A 17,909-nucleotide genomic window follows, 5' to 3' on the forward strand; every position below is an offset into this window, starting at 1 on the left:
AAAATAACACACCTTACTGTTGTTCGAGTTCGTCCACGAAGCGCTTCAAGAGCGTGCGGACGTTGGCTTTTAAATCTGGGTCGCACAGCGCGTGGGCGATCGTCGCTTCGATGAAGCCGATCGGTTCCCCGACGTCATAGCGACGCCCGTCAAATTCATAGGCGAAGACGGTCTCCACCTCGTTCAAGCGGGCGATGGCGTCCGTCAATTGGATTTCGCCTCCCGTCCCGACTTCTTGCGCCGACAACGCCTCAAAGACGTCCGGCGTCAAAATGTAACGGCCGAGGATGGCGAGGTTCGATGGGGCTTCACCGACGGCCGGTTTCTCAACGAACGTCCGGACCGGGATGAGCTTTCCTTCGACGGCAAGCGGGTCAATTATACCATATCGATTCGTCATTTCATACGGGACGCGTTGCACCCCGATGATCGAGCGCTCATACTGCTCGTACTGGTCGATCAATTGCTTCGTCGCCGGCACGTCCGCCTCGATGATATCGTCCCCGAGCAGGACCGCGAACGGTTCGTCGCCGATGAACTTCCGGGCACACCAAATCGCGTGGCCGAGCCCTTTTGGTTCCTGTTGCCGTATGTAGTGGATGTTGGCGAGGTTCGACGAGTGGCGCACCGACTCGAGGAGCTCGGTCTTGCCTTTTGACTCGAGGTTCTGTTCAAGCTCGATGGCTCGGTCGAAATGGTCCTCGATGGCGCGCTTGTTCTTCCCAGTCACGATAATGATGTCCTCGATGCCGGAAGCGACGGCTTCTTCCACGATGAATTGAATCGTCGGTTTGTTGACGATCGGGAGCATCTCTTTTGGCATCGCCTTCGTTGCCGGCAAGAAGCGGGTACCGAGCCCGGCGGCCGGGATGATGGCTTTCCGTACGCGTGTCATGGACGTCTCTCCTTTTTGTAGTCTGTATCTGATTATACCCAATTTTCAAGCGTTCACGCACTCAAAAAAAACGGCCGTGACGCACGTCACGACCATTTCCGGTCTTCCATATACTTGTACAGGAAGTAACCACCGACACCGAGCGCAATGAGAAGAAGGAGAAAACCGCTAATCATCATGACGAACGCCTCCTTTCACCTACACTAGTCTATTCCCGGAATGAACGGTCGGCAAGCCCTCGTCTGCCATCCTTTCTCAAAACCATTTCTTGCCGTTCGCCTCGATAAAACGATATTCTTCTTGATAATGCGTGTGGTGCCCTTCATCCATCATCGTTTGGAAAGCGACGTCCCCTTCTGAGGCGTTTCGTTCGATTAACCGATAGAGCGCCTCAATCCGCAATAGCAGCATGTCCAACAACTCCGATGTCGAACCTTCCCAGCCGTACGCTTCTAAGAAGAGCGCGACTCGTCGTTTGTATCTCACATCATCGCGCTCCGCCTCATAGTGGACGACCTCTCCCGACTCGGCTTGATGACGCCGGCTGAGCGGAACGAACGTATAGAGCGCGTAGACGATATCCCAGGCACGTGGTCCAGGTGCCGCCAAATCAAAGTCGATGACCCCTTCCATTTTGCCATCATGGAAAATCGTATTGTAGACGGCAAAGTCGTTGTGGCAAATCACGTCAAACGGTTCTGGCGTATCGTCGAGCGGTTGCCAGTCCGATGGCCATGCGACATCCGCCGTCGCGTCATGCAGCCGGCGCATCAGCCGAGCGGCATCCTGAATCGCCTCATCGGACCACATATAGGCTTTCAACGGATAATCAGCCGTCTCGCCTTCGAGGTACGTCAAGACCTCTCGGCCCTGTTCATCCACCCCGATAAATCGCGGCACGCCCGATATCCCCTTCGCCTCTAAGTGCTTTAACAAGCGATGGACATTCGCACTCCCCTCTTTCTGCGTCCGATAGACGTGATTCCCCTTTTTATAGACGATCGATACGTTCCCGCCGCTCAATCTTTCCTCTTGCTCATTTGATCGGTCCATCTAATCCCCCCTACTCTTCATCAGTCACGTTCAGTATACAGCAACAGGGGGTGTCGATGACGAGGAAGCTCGACACAGAGTCTTCACTCCCGTCAAAGCGGCACCGTGACTTTTGCAGGAAAGCAATCTAACGGAGACCCCGCAAGCACGAAGTGCGAGGAGGCTCCATGGATTGCCTGCAGAAAGCATCGGTGCCGCCAAGACGGGTTGACGATCACTCAGTCGTCCTGCCGTCTGATGAAGATAATCAAAACCACAAAAAAACAGGCCCGCACGAGGCGGACCTGAAAACAATCAATTATTTTTTGAGGTTGTAGAACGACTTGATCCCGTCGTATTTCGCTACATCGCCGAGCATGTCTTCGATGCGGAGAAGTTGGTTGTACTTCGCAATACGGTCTGTACGCGAGAGTGAACCAGTTTTGATTTGACCAGCGTTTGTTGCAACCGCGATGTCCGCGATTGTTGCGTCTTCTGTTTCACCAGAACGGTGTGAGACAACTGCTGTGTAACCAGCTTTTTTAGCCATTTCGATCGCGTCAAATGTTTCTGTGAGCGTACCGATTTGGTTAACTTTGATGAGGATCGAGTTCGCGATACCTTTTTCGATTCCTTCAGCCAATTTCGCTGTGTTCGTTACGAAGAGGTCATCCCCAACGAGTTGAACTTTGTTACCGATTTTCTCAGTAAGCAATTTGTGGCCATCCCAGTCGTTTTCATCGCAACCATCTTCGATTGAGAGGATTGGGTACTTGTCAACGAGTTCTGCGTAGAAGTCTACGAGTTCTGCAGTTGTAAGTGATTTGCCTTCGCCAGCGAGTTCGTACTTGCCAGTCGACTTGTCATAGAACTCAGAAGATGCAACGTCCATTGCGAGGTAGACGTCTTCACCTGGTTTGTAACCAGCTTTTTCGATCGCTTCAAGGATAACAGTGATCGCTTCTTCGTTTGACTTAAGGTTTGGTGCGAAACCACCTTCGTCACCGACTGCTGTGTTAAGACCCATACCAGAAAGAACTGATTTGAGGGCGTGGAATACTTCAGCACCCATACGGAGCGCTTCACGGAACGTTGGCGCACCAACAGGCATGATCATAAACTCTTGGAAGTCAACGTTGTTGTCCGCGTGCGAGCCACCGTTGATGATGTTCATCATTGGTGTTGGAAGTGTCTTCGCGTTGAATCCACCGAGGTACGTGTAAAGTGGAAGACCGAGCTCATCAGCTGCTGCGTGAGCTGCTGCCATTGAGACACCAAGGATTGCGTTTGCGCCGAGCTTCGCTTTGTTTGGTGTGCCATCAAGTTCGATCATTTTAGCGTCGATTGCATTTTGGTCGAAAACATCGTAGCCGATGAGTTCAGGTGCGATTGTGTCGTTTACGTTCGCAACGGCTTTGAGTACACCTTTACCAAGGTAGCGTGACTTGTCGCCATCACGGAGTTCAACTGCTTCGTGCTCACCAGTTGATGCGCCTGATGGGACGAGGGCACGGCCGAAACCACCGTCTTCTGTGAAGACTTCTACTTCTACTGATGGGTTACCACGTGAATCCAAAATTTCGCGTGCGTAAATTTCTGTAATCATTGACATATTGATTCGCTCCCTTTTCTTTGGAAAGTTTTTTGAGTTACTTCGTGACGATTGATGTGCCGGTCATTTCTGCCGGTTGCTCTCCACCAAGCAGGTGAAGGAGCGTCGGGGCGAGGTCGCATAAAGCGCCTTCTAGAACTGGTTTCAGTTCCACCCCTTCTTTCGTGACGATACATGGTACTGGTTCCGTCGTGTGGGCCGTCATCGGTGAGCCGTCCGGGTTCGTGACAAGGTCAGCGTTCCCGTGGTCCGCCGTGATGATCGCCGCGCCGCCTTTAGCAATGAGTGCGTCCACTACTTTACCGAGGCATTCGTCGACGACTTCGACAGCTTTCTTCGTCGGTTCGAGCATACCGGAATGGCCGACCATGTCCGGGTTCGCGTAGTTGATGATATACGCGTCATACGTGTCCGATTCGATGCGTTCGAGAAGACCTTCCGTGAGCTCGTATGCGCTCATTTCCGGCTTCAAGTCGTACGTCGCCACTTTCGGTGACGGTACGAGGAAACGATCTTCACCTTCGAACGGTGTTTCTTGTTGTCCGTTCAAGAAGAACGTGACGTGCGGGTATTTCTCAGTTTCCGCAGCGCGGAGCTGTTTGTACCCTTGCGCGGCGAGAGTCTCACCGAGCGTGTTTTTCAAATCTTCTGGTGGGAAGACGATGTCCGTGTCGATTTCATCCGAGAATTTCGTCATCGAGACGAGCAAGATGTTCTCTGGATGTGTGTTCGAAAGTTCGAAGCCTTTGAAGCCGGTCTTCTCTTTGAACACTTTCGCGAGCTCGATGGCCCGGTCCGGACGGAAGTTGAAGAACATGATCGCGTCGTTATCTTTGATCGTCGCGACCGGTTGTCCATCTTTCTCGATGACCGTCGGTAAGACGAATTCATCCGTCAAGCCGTCTGCGTACGACTGTTTAAGCACGTCGACCGCACTCGTGCCGACTTCGCCTTTCGCGTTGACGAGCACGTCGTATACTTTCTCGACGCGTTCCCAACGGTTATCGCGGTCCATGGCATAGTAGCGTCCAGACACGCTAGCGACTTGACCGAGTCCGAGTTCAGCGAGCTTCGCTTCCGTCTGTTCGAGGAAGCCAGCGCCTGATTTCGGATCACAGTCACGGCCGTCCGTGAAAGCGTGAATGTATACTTTTTCGATGCCATGAAGTTTTGCGAACTCGACGATGGCGTACATGTGGTTGATGTGAGAGTGAATCCCACCGTCTGAGACGAGGCCCATGATGTGGAGGCTCGAATCATACTTTTTCACATGTCCGGCCAAGTGATTCATCGCTTGGCGGTCGAAGAGTGAACGGTCTTTGATGGCGTTGTTGACGCGTGAAAGTGACTGATAGACGACCCGGCCGGCACCGATGTTCAAGTGACCGACTTCCGAGTTCCCCATCTGACCTTCCGGAAGGCCGACGTACTCGCCTTTCGCGTTGAGGAGCGTATGTGGATACTGCTCCCAGTAGCGGTCGAAGTTCGGTTTGTTCGCCGCAGCGACCGCATTACCGAACGTTTCGTTCCGCATTCCAAAACCATCCAAGATGATGAGGGCGACTGGTCTTGCCATTTAAATCGCCTCCAACAACTTGAGGAACGAAGCAGCTTCAAGTGAAGCACCGCCGACGAGCGCGCCGTCGATGTCTTCTTGCGCCATATACTCCTTGATGTTCTCAGGTTTTACAGAACCGCCGTATTGGATGCGAACCGCAGCCGCCACGTCTTCACCGTAAAGACCTTTTACCACGTCACGAACATATTTGCATGAGCTTTGCGCATCTGCTTCGTCCGCTGATTTACCAGTGCCGATCGCCCAAACTGGCTCGTACGCGATGACGAGTTGTTTGACTTGGTCAGCTGAGAGGTCCGCGAGGCCACCTTCGACTTGCGTCTTGATGACTTCTTCGAACTTGTCGCCTTCGCGCTCTTCTAATGTCTCACCGACACAAACGATTGGCGTAAGACCGTGTTCGAACGCTTTTTTCGTTTTGCTGTTGATGAACGCATCAGATTCGCCGAAGTATTCGCGACGCTCTGAGTGTCCAAGGATGACGTATGTCACGCCGAGGTCAGCGACCATGGCCGGGCTGATTTCGCCTGTGTATGCCCCGCTGTCTTTGTCGTACATGTTTTGAGCACCGAGCTTAAGGTTTGACCCCTTCGCTGCTTCGACCATCGGTGCGAGGAAAAGTGCTGGTGCACCAATCGCCGCGTCAACTTTGTCCGTTGACGGGATGTTATTTTTAACTTCCTCTACGAAAGCGACAGCTTCCGAGAGTGTTTTGTTCATTTTCCAGTTACCTGCAATAATCGGTTTACGCATCGATAACCCTCCTCTATTTTACTTGTCGTTCAACGCTTCGACGCCTGGAAGTTTCTTGCCTTCCATGAATTCGAGTGAAGCGCCGCCACCAGTCGAGATGTGGCTCATTTGGTCAGCAAGGCCAAACTTGGCTGCTGCCGCGGCTGAGTCACCACCACCGATGATTGAGTATGCGTCGCTGTCTGCGAGTGCTTGAGCGACACCTTTCGTTCCGTTAGCGTACTTATCGAGTTCGAATACGCCCATCGGTCCGTTCCAAACGACAAGTTTCGATTCGCGAATCGCTTCCGCGTAAATTTCGACTGTCTTCGGTCCGATATCAAGACCCATGTGATCCGCAGGGATCGAGTCGATATCGACTGGTCCGACGTATGTCTCTTCGCCGAATTCTTTCGCAATGACACAGTCGACCGGCATCAAGAACTTCACGCCTTTGTCTTCTGCTTTTTTCATGAACTGACGAGCGAGGTCGAGCTTGTCTTCTTCAAGGAGTGACGTTCCGACTTCGTGCCCGAGTGCTTTCGAGAACGTGTACGAGAGACCGCCACCGATGATGAGTGTGTCAACGATGTCAAGAAGGTGGTCGATGACCCCAATCTTGTCAGCAACTTTCGATCCGCCGATAATCGCCGTGAACGGACGGTCTGGATTCGAGAGTGCCTTCCCGAGGACTTCAAGTTCTTTCTCCATCAAGAAACCAGCCACCGCGTGGTCCACGTTTTGCGCGATACCTTCTGTTGAAGCGTGGGCACGGTGAGCCGCACCGAACGCGTCGTTGACGAAGATATCAGCGAGTGCCGCGAAACCTTTCGCGAGTTCTGGATCGTTTTTCGTTTCACCAGGGTAGAAACGGACGTTCTCGAGAACGACGACGTCACCTTCACCAAGTTTTGAAACGGCTTCTTCTGCGACTGGACCGTACGCCTCTTCAACGAGGGGTACATCTTTGCCGAGAAGTTCAGCGAGACGTTTAGCGACCGGTGCGAGTGAGTACTCGAGGTTCTTTTCGCCTTTTGGACGGCCGAGGTGGCTCGCCAAAATGACTTTCGCGCCGCCGTCAATCAAGTGTTTGATCGTCGGAAGAGCCGCTTGGATCCGCGTTTCATCTTGAATGACGCGATCTTTGAGTGGAACGTTGAAGTCAACGCGGCAAAAGACGCGTTTCCCTTTTACATCGATGTCACGAATAGACTGTTTGTTCATAACCTTCGCCTCCATATGTCGTGCGTGTCAATTTCATAAATAGAGCGGAGAACAATCTCTTGTTTCCGCTCCTATTTGATTCTATTTAGTTCACGAACTTACTTCGCGATTTCAGCGAAGTGCTTGAGTGTGCGAACCAATTGTGCAGTGTAAGACATTTCGTTATCGTACCAAGAAACTGTCTTAACGAGTTGCTTGTCGCCAACTGTCATTACTTTAGTTTGTGTCGCATCGAAGAGTGAACCGTAAGTGATTCCGACGATGTCAGAAGATACGATTTCGTCTTCAGTGTAACCGAATGACTCGTTCGCTGCTTTTTTCATTGCTGCGTTGATTTCGTCAACAGATACAGTTTTCTCAAGAACTGTTACGAGCTCTGTGAGTGAACCTGTAGCAACTGGTACACGTTGTGCCGCACCGTCAAGTTTACCTTGAAGTTCTGGGATAACGAGGCCGATCGCTTTAGCCGCACCAGTTGTGTTCGGTACGATGTTTGCTGCTGCCGCACGTGCACGACGGAAGTCGCCTTTCGGGTGTGGAGCGTCAAGCGTGTTTTGGTCGCCTGTGTAAGCGTGGATTGTTGTCATGAGACCTTCAACGATTCCGAACTGGTCTTGGAGAACTTTCGCCATTGGCGCCAAGCAGTTTGTCGTACAAGAAGCACCAGAGATTACTGTCTCAGTACCATCAAGGATGTCGTGGTTTGTGTTGTAAACAACAGTCTTCATGTCACCTGTAGCCGGAGCCGAGATCACAACTTTTTTCGCGCCAGCTTTCAAGTGAAGCTCCGCTTTTTCTTTTGCTGTGAAGAAACCAGTACATTCGAGAACGATGTCAACACCGAGCTCGCCCCATGGAAGTTCTTCTGGGTTGCGGTTAGCAAGTGTAACGACTTTCTCGCCGTTTACGAGGAAGTGATCGTCGTGTACTTCTACTTCTCCGTCGAAACGACCTTGTGTCGTGTCATACTTGAGAAGGTGAGCGAGCATCTTCGTGTCAGTCAAGTCGTTGATTGCAACAACTTCGATTCCTTCGTTTTTGATGATCTCGCGGAATGCCAAACGACCAATACGTCCAAATCCGTTAATACCAACTTTTACTGCCATAGTTAATTTCCTCCTTAGGGTAGAAGCTATTTATTGAAGAGCCAACGGGGGTCAACTCTTTAATAACGATTTAATAATTCTGTCGCCGCACCTTCGTCTGTGACGAGGATGATGTTCGGCGTATGTTTCGCATATGCGGCAATCGCTTGTGCCTTCGATTTTCCTCCGGCGACCGCGATGACGGTGTCCATGTCGTCGAGCTCCTCTAATTGGATCCCGACCGTCTTGACCCGATGAACGATTTCACCTTCGGCGTTGAAGTAATATCCGAAAGCCTCGGCGACGGCATCATGCCGTTCGATCATCCGCAAATGCTCTGGTGACGCGTGACGGCGTTTCGCCATCGTTTCCGCCTCACCAATTCCATGTACCACAATTCGCGCCGCTCTAATCATTTCCAGGACATTTTTTATGCTAGGTTCCTCCACCATCCGCTCGAACGTCTCTTGCGAAACCTCGTCCGGAATGTGGAGTAAATGATAGTCGGCATGGGCCCGGTCGGCCATTCGAGAACAGACGGTGTTCGCCTGTAACTCAAGCGTCTCTCCGAGTCCGCCGCGTGCCGGCACGAAATGCATCGGCCGTTCTTTTTTATCGGGCGACATCATGGCCGCAACCGATGCCATCGTCGTCCCGCCTGTAACCGCGATGATATTGTCGTCAGGTGCCAGTCGCGCTTTCAGCTGCGTGACGGCGGCCCGACCGATATCTCGCTGGACCCAGAACGTCTCGTCGGAATCACCCGGTACGATGACGACTTGGCGAACGCCTAGTTTTCGCTCGAGTTCTCGTGCGACTTCCGAGATGCCTAGGATCTCTCCCATGACCTCGTGCAAGTCCCGGAGAACGTTTCGGCCCGATTCCGTAAGGGAAATACCTTGAGTAGCGACCATCAATAGACCTTGGTCTTTCAAAAAGTCGACTTCTCGTCTTAGTATTCGTTCCGTCAGCCCGAGGCTTGTGGCGAGTGTCCGGCGGCCGATTGGCTGCATCAACCGGACGTAATGTAAGATGTCGTAACGATGTCGGAGCGTATCGAGCATGTCGGGAACGATTTGCTTCTGAACTTGAATCAGCTGCTGGATCATACTCATTCCCCCTCGACCTAAAGCATGGACAACTTTTGTCCCACTTTTATATTTGCGTCCCACCGCTACGACTTCATCTTATCAATGACCTTTCCGTCTTGCAACCCCTTCAAACGTTTTTTTTCGATGTAAGCGTATACTTAACAAAATCTTCAACTTTACTGTCATCGTATCGCCCTTGACTAATGACGCGCCCCTCGTGTAAGACGACGGGGATTTCAAACAAGTACTTCGCCTCGAGTTCTTCGTTGCCCGTGATGTCGATCTGTTCAAGTTCGAACGGATAGTCTTCCATGAGCCATTCGAGCATGACGAGCGCCTCCTCGCAGAGCGAACAGTTGGCACGCTGGTATAACGTCAGGACCATGTCAGTCCCCTCCTTTCCATAGTTGTCGTTCCCGCTCCCGCGAGTTCCCAAAACCGAGCGCCTCCCGATAGTTCGCCACGGTCCGTCGTGTCACCGTATAACCGAGCCGGGCCAACTCTCGCATGAGCGCGGCGTCACTCAAAGGTGACGTCTCTTGTTGAATCAGTTCGGCGAGCGCCTTCTTCACCATGAACGGCGATTGCCCGTGCTCCGTGGACCTGACGAAAAAGTGGCGCCACGCCATGACCCCGCCTTCGGTCGCCACATACTTTCCTTGGATGGCCCGTCCGACGGTCGACTCGTGCTTGCCGATCCGCTCGGCGACTTCTTTCCGCGTCAACGGATGCAAGACGAGCTTGCCGTCGAGCCAGTCCGCCTGACGTTCCGCGATGACCGTCCATACCGAATGAAGCGTCGCGTTCCGCATCTCGAGCGTCTCGTGCCACCACTTTGCCTCGCGGTCGTCCCCGATCCGAGTCGCATCGAGCGTTGGGCTGAACCATGTCGTCACAAGCTCATCGTCACGCCGGACGACTTCGAGTTCCGGGATGATATGCTCGGTTCCTTCATATAATATTGGTGTTTTTGGTAACGTCGCCACGATACGGGTCACCCGGTCGAACTCGGCCACCGAGATGTCGAGTCGCCCCGGGATGTCATCAACGTTCGCGTCGAGCGCCTCGAATACGTCCAAGACGAGCGGGTCGTCATGTTCAATCGCATGCCGGTATTGGCAGTCCCGCTCATTCTTCGCCCCGATCCCCGTCGGTTCTAAAAACAAGAGTGCCTGGCGTGCCGCCTCAATGTCCGCCACATCGACCTCGAATCGATGGGCGAGCACGAAGTCACTATCAGGCAAGAGGCCACGATGGTCTAGCGCGAGGACGAGCCGCTTTTGAAGCATACGTTGGGCCTCGTTCCCACTTCCTTCCTCGATCTGTTCGAACAGACGCGACTCGAATCCGCTCGCCGTGTCCTCCACCCATTCGACCGCGCCGCTGCCGATGGCGATGTTCGGGTTCCGCTTTGACAAACGGCCAAGCTGAAAAGCGATCGCGGTCCGGTCTGCTTCGAGAACCGGCAGACGCCTGACCATGTCCTGGGTCAGCTGTTGCTTTTGCTGTTGCTTTTGAAGTTGCTGTTGTTCTTGGCGTTGCATCGGTCACACCCCTCTCGTTTCCTATTGTAGCGAAAGGCGGGAAAACGCGCTCAAAAAAAAGTGAGACGAACAGGATTGCTTTTTTAAAAAAACAAATGTATAATAAATCGTGTCAGAGAACATGCACCCGTAGCTCAGGGGATAGAGCACTGGTTTCCGGTGCCAGGTGTCGGGAGTTCGAATCTCTCCGGGTGTATCAAAGAAAGAGGTCAGGCAGATGCCTGGCCTCTTTTGTCGTTTTAGAATCGTCAAACCGTGGAATAGGTCAAAAACGATGACTATCGTTTGACCAACATTGACTATAGCGGTATGATATGTTTACAACCTACATAAAGGAGGCAGATTCAATGTTAATTCCAACAGTTATCGAACAAACAGGTCGCGGGGAACGCGCGTACGATATTTACTCACGCTTGCTCAAGGACCGCATCATCTTGCTCGGAAGTGCGATCGACGACAACGTCGCCAACTCGATCGTTGCCCAGCTCCTCTTCCTTGCAGCCGAGGACCCAGATAAGGACATCTCACTTTACATCAACAGCCCGGGTGGTTCGATCACTTCCGGAATGGCGATTTATGACACGATGAACTTCATCAAACCGAACGTGTCGACGATTTGTATCGGAATGGCCGCATCGATGGGTGCCTTCTTGCTCCAAGCCGGTGAAAAAGGCAAACGCTTCGCGCTTCCAAACGCGGAGATCATGATTCACCAACCGCTCGGCGGTACGCAAGGTCAAGCATCGGACATCAAGATCCATGCTGAACGCATCATCAAAATGCGCGAGAAATTGAACCAAATCATGGCCGACAACACAGGCCAGCCGCTTGAAGTCATCGAGCGCGACACAGAGCGCGACTACTTCATGTCAGCTGAACAAGCGAAAGACTACGGTCTCATCGACAAGGTCATGACTCGTTAATCCAAAAGCGCCTTTCCCAAATCCGGGAAAGGCGCTTCTTTTTATTGGACAGGTAACCAAATTTCAATCAAATCGTCAGCTCCGTCTTGCCCATGAATGTAGCGCTCAAAATCGAGTGCATCCCGCAACGTTACATCCGGCAACGCTAGAAGTTGATTATACGTCGTGGGGATGGCCGGGATTCCGCCTTCGACCGTGGCGACAAGGTAACGTCCTGCCGACAGTTCAACCTGTCTTCCCTCTTCTCCTATGACAGGATCAGTCATCCCTGCTAGATAAGCTTCTTCTTTCGCCAAACAGACGCCATATGATTCGTCTGTCGTCAGCTCTGGTTGCAGTTTTTCCCAAACGAATGGGATTGTGGTGAGTTCGGATACATAACCGTTTACGATTTTCGGTCGGTCCCACATCTCATAACGTACTTTCATTGAATCTCCCCCTGTTTGCATCCATTTGATTTGTTGCTCGACTTGTCGCAACGCCTCGATTTCGCGTTGAACCTCATCAAGTCTGCTGTCGAGTACCTCGCTCACACTTTTTGCCGTCTGAATTTGTTCGAGCGAGATACCCATTTGGCGTAGTAACTTGATTTCGTTCAGGCGTCTTATTTCTTCCATCCCGTATAACCGATACTGATTATCTAAACGAGTCGGTCGGACGAGTCCTTTCGCTTCATACCATTTGATTGCTTTAGTGGACAACCCCGTTAGATGGACCACTTTTCCGATTTGAATCATTGGCGTCCCCCCTTCTCGTTGATCATAAAGCCGCCCGTAGCGGACAGGTCAACTCTTTTATTCCTCGACCTCGACCCCGAACACATAGCGGCTGTCCCCACGCGGCCACTCCCCGCCCGTCTCGAACAAATAGACGCCCGGTGCGTCGGGCACGACGGGTTCAGACCGTACGAGCTCCCCGTCGATGATTTGATGGAATGAGACGTTCGACGGCTCGGCATGGAACTCGACATCAATCTCGGCACCCGGCTCGACGGGCACGAGCTGCAGGTCGTCCGCTTCCGGCAACCCGTGGTCTTCACATACCGCCTCGCCCCCATTGGACCAGCAGAACGTCGACTGTTTCACTTCGGCCGTCACCGATCCGATCCGGACTGTCGGGAGCGGCGGTTTGATCGAGGACTCCGACTTCCAAAACGAGGTGGCGAACAGCGCGCCGCCGACGAGAATCAACCCAACCACGACGATCCATAACCCTTTTCGTCTCAACTCGCTCATCTCCTTTGTTCTTGTATTCCCCGTTCCACGAAAAAACGACCCACTTCCGTGAGTCGTCCCGTTCATTTCGGGCGTCGGAGCCCTTTCATCATATAGCCGCCTTTAAAGTCGATCGGATCGAATGCGACGAGGAACGCCTTCGGCTCATACTCCTCGACCATTTGCCGCAAATCTTTCATCCGTGTCCGTGCCGCCAAGACGTCGAGACGATATCGGATGCCGTCACGTCCCTGACCTTGGTAGTGCGTCACACCATAACCGCTGTCGCGCATCTTTTGGATGAGCTCGGCCGGGAACTCTTGTGTGTGGACTTGGATCATGTTGTAGCCGATGGCAAGCTTACGCTCGACGTAACCGCCGACGAGAATCCCGAGCCCGAATCCGACCGCATAGACGATCATGCCGAGCGTCGTCAAATCTTGGAACACGATCCCGAGCGCGAAGATATAGATTAGCGTCTCAAGCGTCCCGAACAGCCCCGCAATCATCGTTTTTCCTTTGACGAGCATGATGGTCCGAAGCGTCAGCACCGGTACGTAGACGAGTTGTAATACTAGGATGAGCAAGATTTGCCCCATAGGATCGACCTCCATTCGAATTCAATATAACCACTATTCCAAATTTTAAGGCCGGATGCAACCAAAAAAGGCTGACCGCAGTCAGCCTTTCGCAATTATTTGTCTAAGTTATCCACGCTCGTGAGCAGTTCATAATCTTTGCGGATGACCTGATAGATGGCGTTCGTGTCACCTGACAATACTTCTTCCGCGCGCAATTGGTTGAGGAAGAGGCTTGTCGCGAACGTGACGAGGGCGCTTTTCGGGATCCCGATTTGTTTCGCACGCTCCGTGATGACCTGGTCTAAATCAGCGTCGATCGTGAGCGAGATTCTTTTCTTTGCATTCGACATAATCATGAAGCTCCTTTAAGTTACATTTCTAAGTCCTATACACAATTGCTAATTATATAGGAAGAATGGTTTTGGTGCAACCGGGGTCACGATGAGCTGATTTCTTCACCGTTTCGCACCTTGTCCGCGATCTGGTCGATCTTGCGGAGCCGATGGTTGATCCCCGATTTCGAGATCGGTCCCGTCTCGAGCATCTCGCCGAGTTCTTGGAGCGAGACGTCTTGATGGGTGACCCGGAGCTCGGCGATTTCCCGGAGTTTGACCGGTAAGATTTCAAGCCCGACCGTGCGCTCGAGGAACTTGATGTTCTCGACTTGGCGGAGCGCCGCCCCGACAGTCTTGTTCAAGTTCGCCGTCTCACAGTTGACGAGCCGGTTGACCGAGTTGCGCATGTCTTTGATGATACGCGCGTCCTCGAAGTCGAGCATGCCGCGCGTCGCCCCGATGAGTTTCAGGAAGTCCGAGATCTTTTCACTCTCTTTGATATAGAGGATGTGCCCTTTCTTCCGCTCGAGCGTTTTCGCGTTCAAGCCGAAGCGGTTGGCGAGGTCACGGAGCGCCTGATTATGGTTCTCGTACAGGCTGTACACCTCGAGGTGATACGACGACGTCTTCGGATGGTTGATTGACCCGCCGGCAAGGAACGACCCGCGTAAATAGGCACGGGCGAGGTTCTCGTCACGTGTCATGTCCGAGTTGAGTGTGCGGATCATCTCGTAGTTCTCCCCGAGGATTTCAAGGTCTCGAAGCATCGTCTCGGCACGCTGGGCGACCCGGACGATATAGACGTTGTTCTTCTTCAACCGCATTTTCTTCCGTACGAACAAATCGAGATGATGGTCGTACAGCCGTTTCATGAGGGAATAGATTCGACGTGCGATGGCGGCGTTCTCAGTCGAGACGTCGAGCGTCATCCCTCGCCCTAAAGCGAGCGAGATGACGCCGTTCATCCGGACGAGCGCGGATAGTTCCGCTTTCGCCTCGGCATCGGTCACGACGAGTTGCGTCAATTCTTTTTTGACGTCAGAGGCAAAGCTCATGCCGGTCCCCTCCTTTCTGTTCAATCACAACTTATTTCAGCTCAAGTTCTTGGAACGAGCGTGGTTTCTTGATGCGCAGGACACGTTGCATGACGAGTCCTGCGATGGCGTCCGAGTCGTGGCGGATATAGTCACGGTTATAGTCGACGATGTCCCCCGCGAGCACGTTCGTGCCGTAATTTCGAAGCTTCTTCCGATCGAAGCGGACTTCTTCCGAGCCGTCCTCGAGGTAACGCTCTAAATAGATGTCCTCGATTGGCTCGTTGTTGACGACGATCGTGTCGACCGTCGACTTGCCGAGATACGCCTCGATCGATTTCAAATGTTTCATCGCGTCGTACCCTTTCGTCTCACCGGGCTGCGTCATGACGTTGCAGATGTAAACGACCGGTTTCTTGGAGCGGACGATGGCGTCACGCACTTCTGGAATCAAGAGGTTCGGGATGATGCTTGTATACAAGCTCCCTGGACCGAGCACGATCAGATCGGCGTCCTCGATCGCCTCGACGACACCAGCCGCCGGCTTGATACCTTCCTCGAGCAAGAACAGGCGCTTGATTTGTTTCTCGACGAGCGGGATCTTTGATTCACCTTTGACGATCGTCCCGTCCTCGAACTCGGCGGCGAGCGTCATGAGTGTCTCCGTCACCGGGAGCACCTTGCCTTGGGCGTTCAACAGCTGCGACAAGACGTCGACCGCCTTGACGAACGAGCCTTCGCAGATATGCGTCGCCGCCGTCAACATGAGGTTGCCGAGCGAGTGCCCTTCGAGCCCGTAACCGCTGTCGAACCGATATTGCAAAATCTTGTCCATGAGTGGCTCGACCTCGGACAAGGCGAGGATGACGTTCCGGATGTCGCCCGGCGGTAACATATGGAACTCGTCACGGAGGCGCCCCGAGCTGCCCCCGTCGTCCCCGACCGTGACGATGGCCGTGATGTCGAGCGGATAATGCTTCAAGCCCCGGACGAGCGTCGAGAGGCCCGTCCCTCCACCGATGGCCACCACTTTTCTATCGCGTCTCATCTTATTTCTCCTTCGTCGCATGCGCGAGATCGCGATGGACGGTTTTGACGTTATAGCGTTCGGCGAAATGGGCCGACACTTTCTCGGCGAACGTGATCGAACGGTGCTTCCCGCCCGTACAGCCGAAGGCGACGACGACTTGCGTCTTCCCTTCGCGCTTGTACTGCGGCAACAGGAATTCGAGCATGTCGATCAGTTTTTTATAGAACGCCCGCGCCTCGGGGTGCGACATGACGTAATTCTGGACTTCTTCCGTCTGCCCGGTGAGCGGACGGAGTTCCGGGATATAGAACGGGTTCGTGATGAAGCGGACGTCGAACAACAGGTCGATGTCGAGCGGGACGCCGTGTTTGAACCCGAACGACATGAAGTTGACCGTGAACGGGATCCGTTCCTCGTTGAACTGGAGCAAGATGCGGTCTTTGAGCATCTGCGGCTTCAAGTCGCTCGTATCGTAGAGCGTATGGGCCCGGTCACGGAACCCTTCGAGCAACGAGCGCTCCATCCCGATTCCGACGAGCGGCGCGTCTTCCGGGGCGAGCGGATGCGACCGGCGCGTCTCCTTGTAGCGGCGCACGAGCACTTCGTCCCGTGTGTCGAGATACAACAAATGCGGGTGCACGTTCTTCTGTTCCAAGTCGTCGATGACGATGAACAGGCTGTCGATGAAGTCGCGCGTCCGTGTGTCGATCGCGACGGCGATCTTCGGCCGGACCGAGCTGATGACATCAATCAATTGCGGCAAGAGCACCGGCGGCAAGTTATCGACGCAAAAATAGCCGAGATCCTCAAAACTATTCATTGCGACCGATTTCCCGGCCCCGCTCATCCCGCTGATGATGATCAATTCTTCTAATCCTTTAAAGTCTTCCATGTCACTGACGCCCCCTTAAAATTGACAACCGAGCCGTGTGTGCAGCTCTCTTCTGTCCTTAGTATAACGAACGTCCGAAAAAAAGAGAAGGGATTGCGGTCGCCCGCAATCCCTTCTGCCTCATGTCACGCGTTTTGTTCGTGCAACGCCTCGAGGAGCCCCTCGATATAGTGTTGCGCGTTTTGAGCGGCAATCGATCCGTCGTTCGTCGCGGTGACGACTTGACGGAGCGTCTTGTCGCGTACGTCGCCGGCTGCGAAAATCCCTGGGATCTTCGTCTCCATCGCTTCGTTCGTGACGATATAGCCTTGCTCGTTCGTGATCCCGAGGTCTTTGACGAAACCAGTGATCGGGTTCATACCAATATAGATGAACACACCGTCGATTTCGTGGTCCGACTCGGTCCCATCGACCGTGCTGACGAGACGTGCCCCACCGACTTTACCATCCGCTTCCACGATCTCTTTGAGCGTGTGGTTCCAGATGAAGTCGATTTTCGGGTTGTCGAACGCCCGTTTTTGAAGAATCTTTTGCGCGCGAAGCTCGTCGCGACGGTGGACGATCGTGACTTTGTCAGCGAAGCGCGTCAAGAACACGCCTTCTTCGACTGCCGAGTCACCGCCACCGATGACGAACAAGTTCTTGCCTTTGAAGAACGCTCCGTCACAGACCGCACAGTACGAGACACCGCGGCCGCCGAGCTCTTCTTCGCCCGGGACACCGATTTTCTTGTATTGTGCGCCTGAGGCGAGAATGATCGCCCGCGCTTTATAGTCGCGGTTGTGGGCGTGGACGACTTTATACTCTGTCTCGTCCGAGATGCTTTGGACGTCGCCATAGGCGTACTCCGCACCGAACGCTTTCGAGTGGTCGAACATTTTTTGAGACAAGTCTGGGCCAAGGATGCTGTCATAGCCCGGATAGTTTTCGATATCTTCCGTGTTCGCCATCTGTCCACCAGGGATGCCGCGTTCGATCATAAGTGTCGATAAGTTGGCACGCGACGCGTAGAGTGCCGCCGTCATCCCGGCTGGGCCGGCCCCGATGATAATGACGTCATAGATTTTTTCTTCTGTCATAATGATTCCACCTCTGCATGAAATTGATTG

19 protein-coding genes and 1 tRNA gene are annotated in these 17,909 nt (G+C 53.3%); 2 read left to right on the forward strand and 18 right to left on the reverse strand.

Annotation, left to right across the window (positions count from 1 at the left end; genetic code table 11):
• Nucleotides 1-13: 13 nt before the first annotated feature.
• The 10 genes from galU to KNP74_RS03230 all read right to left on the reverse strand — a co-directional run bounded on the left by galU (nucleotide 14) and on the right by KNP74_RS03230 (nucleotide 10,791).
• Nucleotides 14-895, reverse strand: coding sequence for a UTP--glucose-1-phosphate uridylyltransferase GalU (gene galU / locus KNP74_RS03185; protein WP_214752933.1), 882 nt, complete (start codon nucleotides 893-895; stop codon nucleotides 14-16).
• A 255-nt stretch (nucleotides 896-1,150) separates the two neighbouring features.
• A complete protein-coding gene (locus KNP74_RS03190; RefSeq protein ID WP_214752931.1) occupies nucleotides 1,151-1,948 on the reverse strand; it encodes an aminoglycoside phosphotransferase family protein in 798 nt (265 codons plus the stop codon).
• A 298-nt stretch (nucleotides 1,949-2,246) separates the two neighbouring features.
• Nucleotides 2,247-3,539 (reverse strand): phosphopyruvate hydratase, encoded by a 1,293-nt coding sequence (gene eno, locus KNP74_RS03195; protein ID WP_114166805.1) that lies wholly within the window; start codon nucleotides 3,537-3,539, stop codon nucleotides 2,247-2,249.
• A gap of 37 nt (nucleotides 3,540-3,576) precedes the next feature.
• A complete protein-coding gene (gene gpmI, locus KNP74_RS03200) occupies nucleotides 3,577-5,115 on the reverse strand; it encodes a 2,3-bisphosphoglycerate-independent phosphoglycerate mutase (RefSeq protein ID WP_214763323.1) in 1,539 nt (512 codons plus the stop codon).
• A complete protein-coding gene (gene tpiA, locus KNP74_RS03205; RefSeq protein ID WP_034778525.1) occupies nucleotides 5,116-5,868 on the reverse strand; it encodes a triose-phosphate isomerase in 753 nt (250 codons plus the stop codon). It abuts the gene before it with no gap.
• Nucleotides 5,869-5,886: 18 nt separating this feature from the next.
• Nucleotides 5,887-7,071: a phosphoglycerate kinase gene (locus KNP74_RS03210; RefSeq protein ID WP_034778527.1), complete on the reverse strand. Its 1,185-nt coding sequence runs from the start codon at nucleotides 7,069-7,071 to the stop codon at nucleotides 5,887-5,889.
• Nucleotides 7,072-7,169: 98 nt separating this feature from the next.
• Entirely contained in the window at nucleotides 7,170-8,177 is a 1,008-nt protein-coding gene (gap, locus tag KNP74_RS03215) for a type I glyceraldehyde-3-phosphate dehydrogenase (RefSeq protein WP_138859074.1), read from the reverse strand.
• Between the two features lie 59 nt (nucleotides 8,178-8,236).
• Complete coding sequence (locus KNP74_RS03220) at nucleotides 8,237-9,262, reverse strand: sugar-binding transcriptional regulator (RefSeq protein WP_034780023.1); 1,026 nt, start codon at nucleotides 9,260-9,262, stop codon at nucleotides 8,237-8,239.
• 112 nt (nucleotides 9,263-9,374) lie between these two features.
• Complete coding sequence (locus KNP74_RS03225) at nucleotides 9,375-9,632, reverse strand: glutaredoxin family protein (RefSeq protein WP_214763324.1); 258 nt, start codon at nucleotides 9,630-9,632, stop codon at nucleotides 9,375-9,377.
• 1 nt (nucleotide 9,633) lies between these two features.
• A complete protein-coding gene (locus KNP74_RS03230) occupies nucleotides 9,634-10,791 on the reverse strand; it encodes an RNA polymerase factor sigma-54 (protein ID WP_214763325.1) in 1,158 nt (385 codons plus the stop codon).
• Nucleotides 10,792-10,914: 123 nt separating this feature from the next.
• Between KNP74_RS03230 and KNP74_RS03235 the strand changes: the two genes are divergently transcribed.
• Both KNP74_RS03235 and clpP read left to right on the forward strand, forming a co-directional pair.
• A tRNA-Arg gene (locus KNP74_RS03235) sits at nucleotides 10,915-10,987 on the forward strand.
• A 151-nt stretch (nucleotides 10,988-11,138) separates the two neighbouring features.
• Complete coding sequence (gene clpP / locus KNP74_RS03240; RefSeq protein ID WP_138859072.1) at nucleotides 11,139-11,714, forward strand: ATP-dependent Clp endopeptidase proteolytic subunit ClpP; 576 nt, start codon at nucleotides 11,139-11,141, stop codon at nucleotides 11,712-11,714.
• 41 nt (nucleotides 11,715-11,755) lie between these two features.
• On the opposite strand, the gene KNP74_RS03245 is transcribed toward clpP, so the two are convergent.
• The 8 genes from KNP74_RS03245 to trxB form a co-directional block, all read right to left on the reverse strand.
• Nucleotides 11,756-12,451, reverse strand: a complete 696-nt coding sequence (locus KNP74_RS03245; protein ID WP_138859071.1) for a MerR family transcriptional regulator — start codon at nucleotides 12,449-12,451, stop codon at nucleotides 11,756-11,758.
• A 57-nt stretch (nucleotides 12,452-12,508) separates the two neighbouring features.
• Entirely contained in the window at nucleotides 12,509-12,949 is a 441-nt protein-coding gene (locus KNP74_RS03250; protein ID WP_214763326.1) for a hypothetical protein, read from the reverse strand.
• A 62-nt stretch (nucleotides 12,950-13,011) separates the two neighbouring features.
• Nucleotides 13,012-13,527, reverse strand: a complete 516-nt coding sequence (locus KNP74_RS03255) for a DUF2179 domain-containing protein (protein WP_021065440.1) — start codon at nucleotides 13,525-13,527, stop codon at nucleotides 13,012-13,014.
• A 95-nt stretch (nucleotides 13,528-13,622) separates the two neighbouring features.
• Nucleotides 13,623-13,859: a hypothetical protein gene (locus KNP74_RS03260; protein WP_021065439.1), complete on the reverse strand. Its 237-nt coding sequence runs from the start codon at nucleotides 13,857-13,859 to the stop codon at nucleotides 13,623-13,625.
• A gap of 86 nt (nucleotides 13,860-13,945) precedes the next feature.
• Nucleotides 13,946-14,899, reverse strand: a complete 954-nt coding sequence (whiA, locus tag KNP74_RS03265) for a DNA-binding protein WhiA (RefSeq protein ID WP_034778536.1) — start codon at nucleotides 14,897-14,899, stop codon at nucleotides 13,946-13,948.
• Between the two features lie 31 nt (nucleotides 14,900-14,930).
• Nucleotides 14,931-15,926, reverse strand: a complete 996-nt coding sequence (locus tag KNP74_RS03270) for a gluconeogenesis factor YvcK family protein (protein WP_034778537.1) — start codon at nucleotides 15,924-15,926, stop codon at nucleotides 14,931-14,933.
• Nucleotide 15,927: 1 nt separating this feature from the next.
• Nucleotides 15,928-16,800, reverse strand: coding sequence for an RNase adapter RapZ (gene rapZ / locus KNP74_RS03275; protein ID WP_029595053.1), 873 nt, complete (start codon nucleotides 16,798-16,800; stop codon nucleotides 15,928-15,930).
• 125 nt (nucleotides 16,801-16,925) lie between these two features.
• A complete protein-coding gene (gene trxB / locus KNP74_RS03280) occupies nucleotides 16,926-17,879 on the reverse strand; it encodes a thioredoxin-disulfide reductase (RefSeq protein WP_029595052.1) in 954 nt (317 codons plus the stop codon).
• Between the last annotated feature and the right edge of the window lie 30 nt (nucleotides 17,880-17,909).

Origin of the sequence: Exiguobacterium sp. s141, assembly GCF_018618085.1 — a bacterium.
GTDB classification, from domain to species: domain Bacteria; phylum Bacillota; class Bacilli; order Exiguobacteriales; family Exiguobacteriaceae; genus Exiguobacterium; species Exiguobacterium mexicanum_A.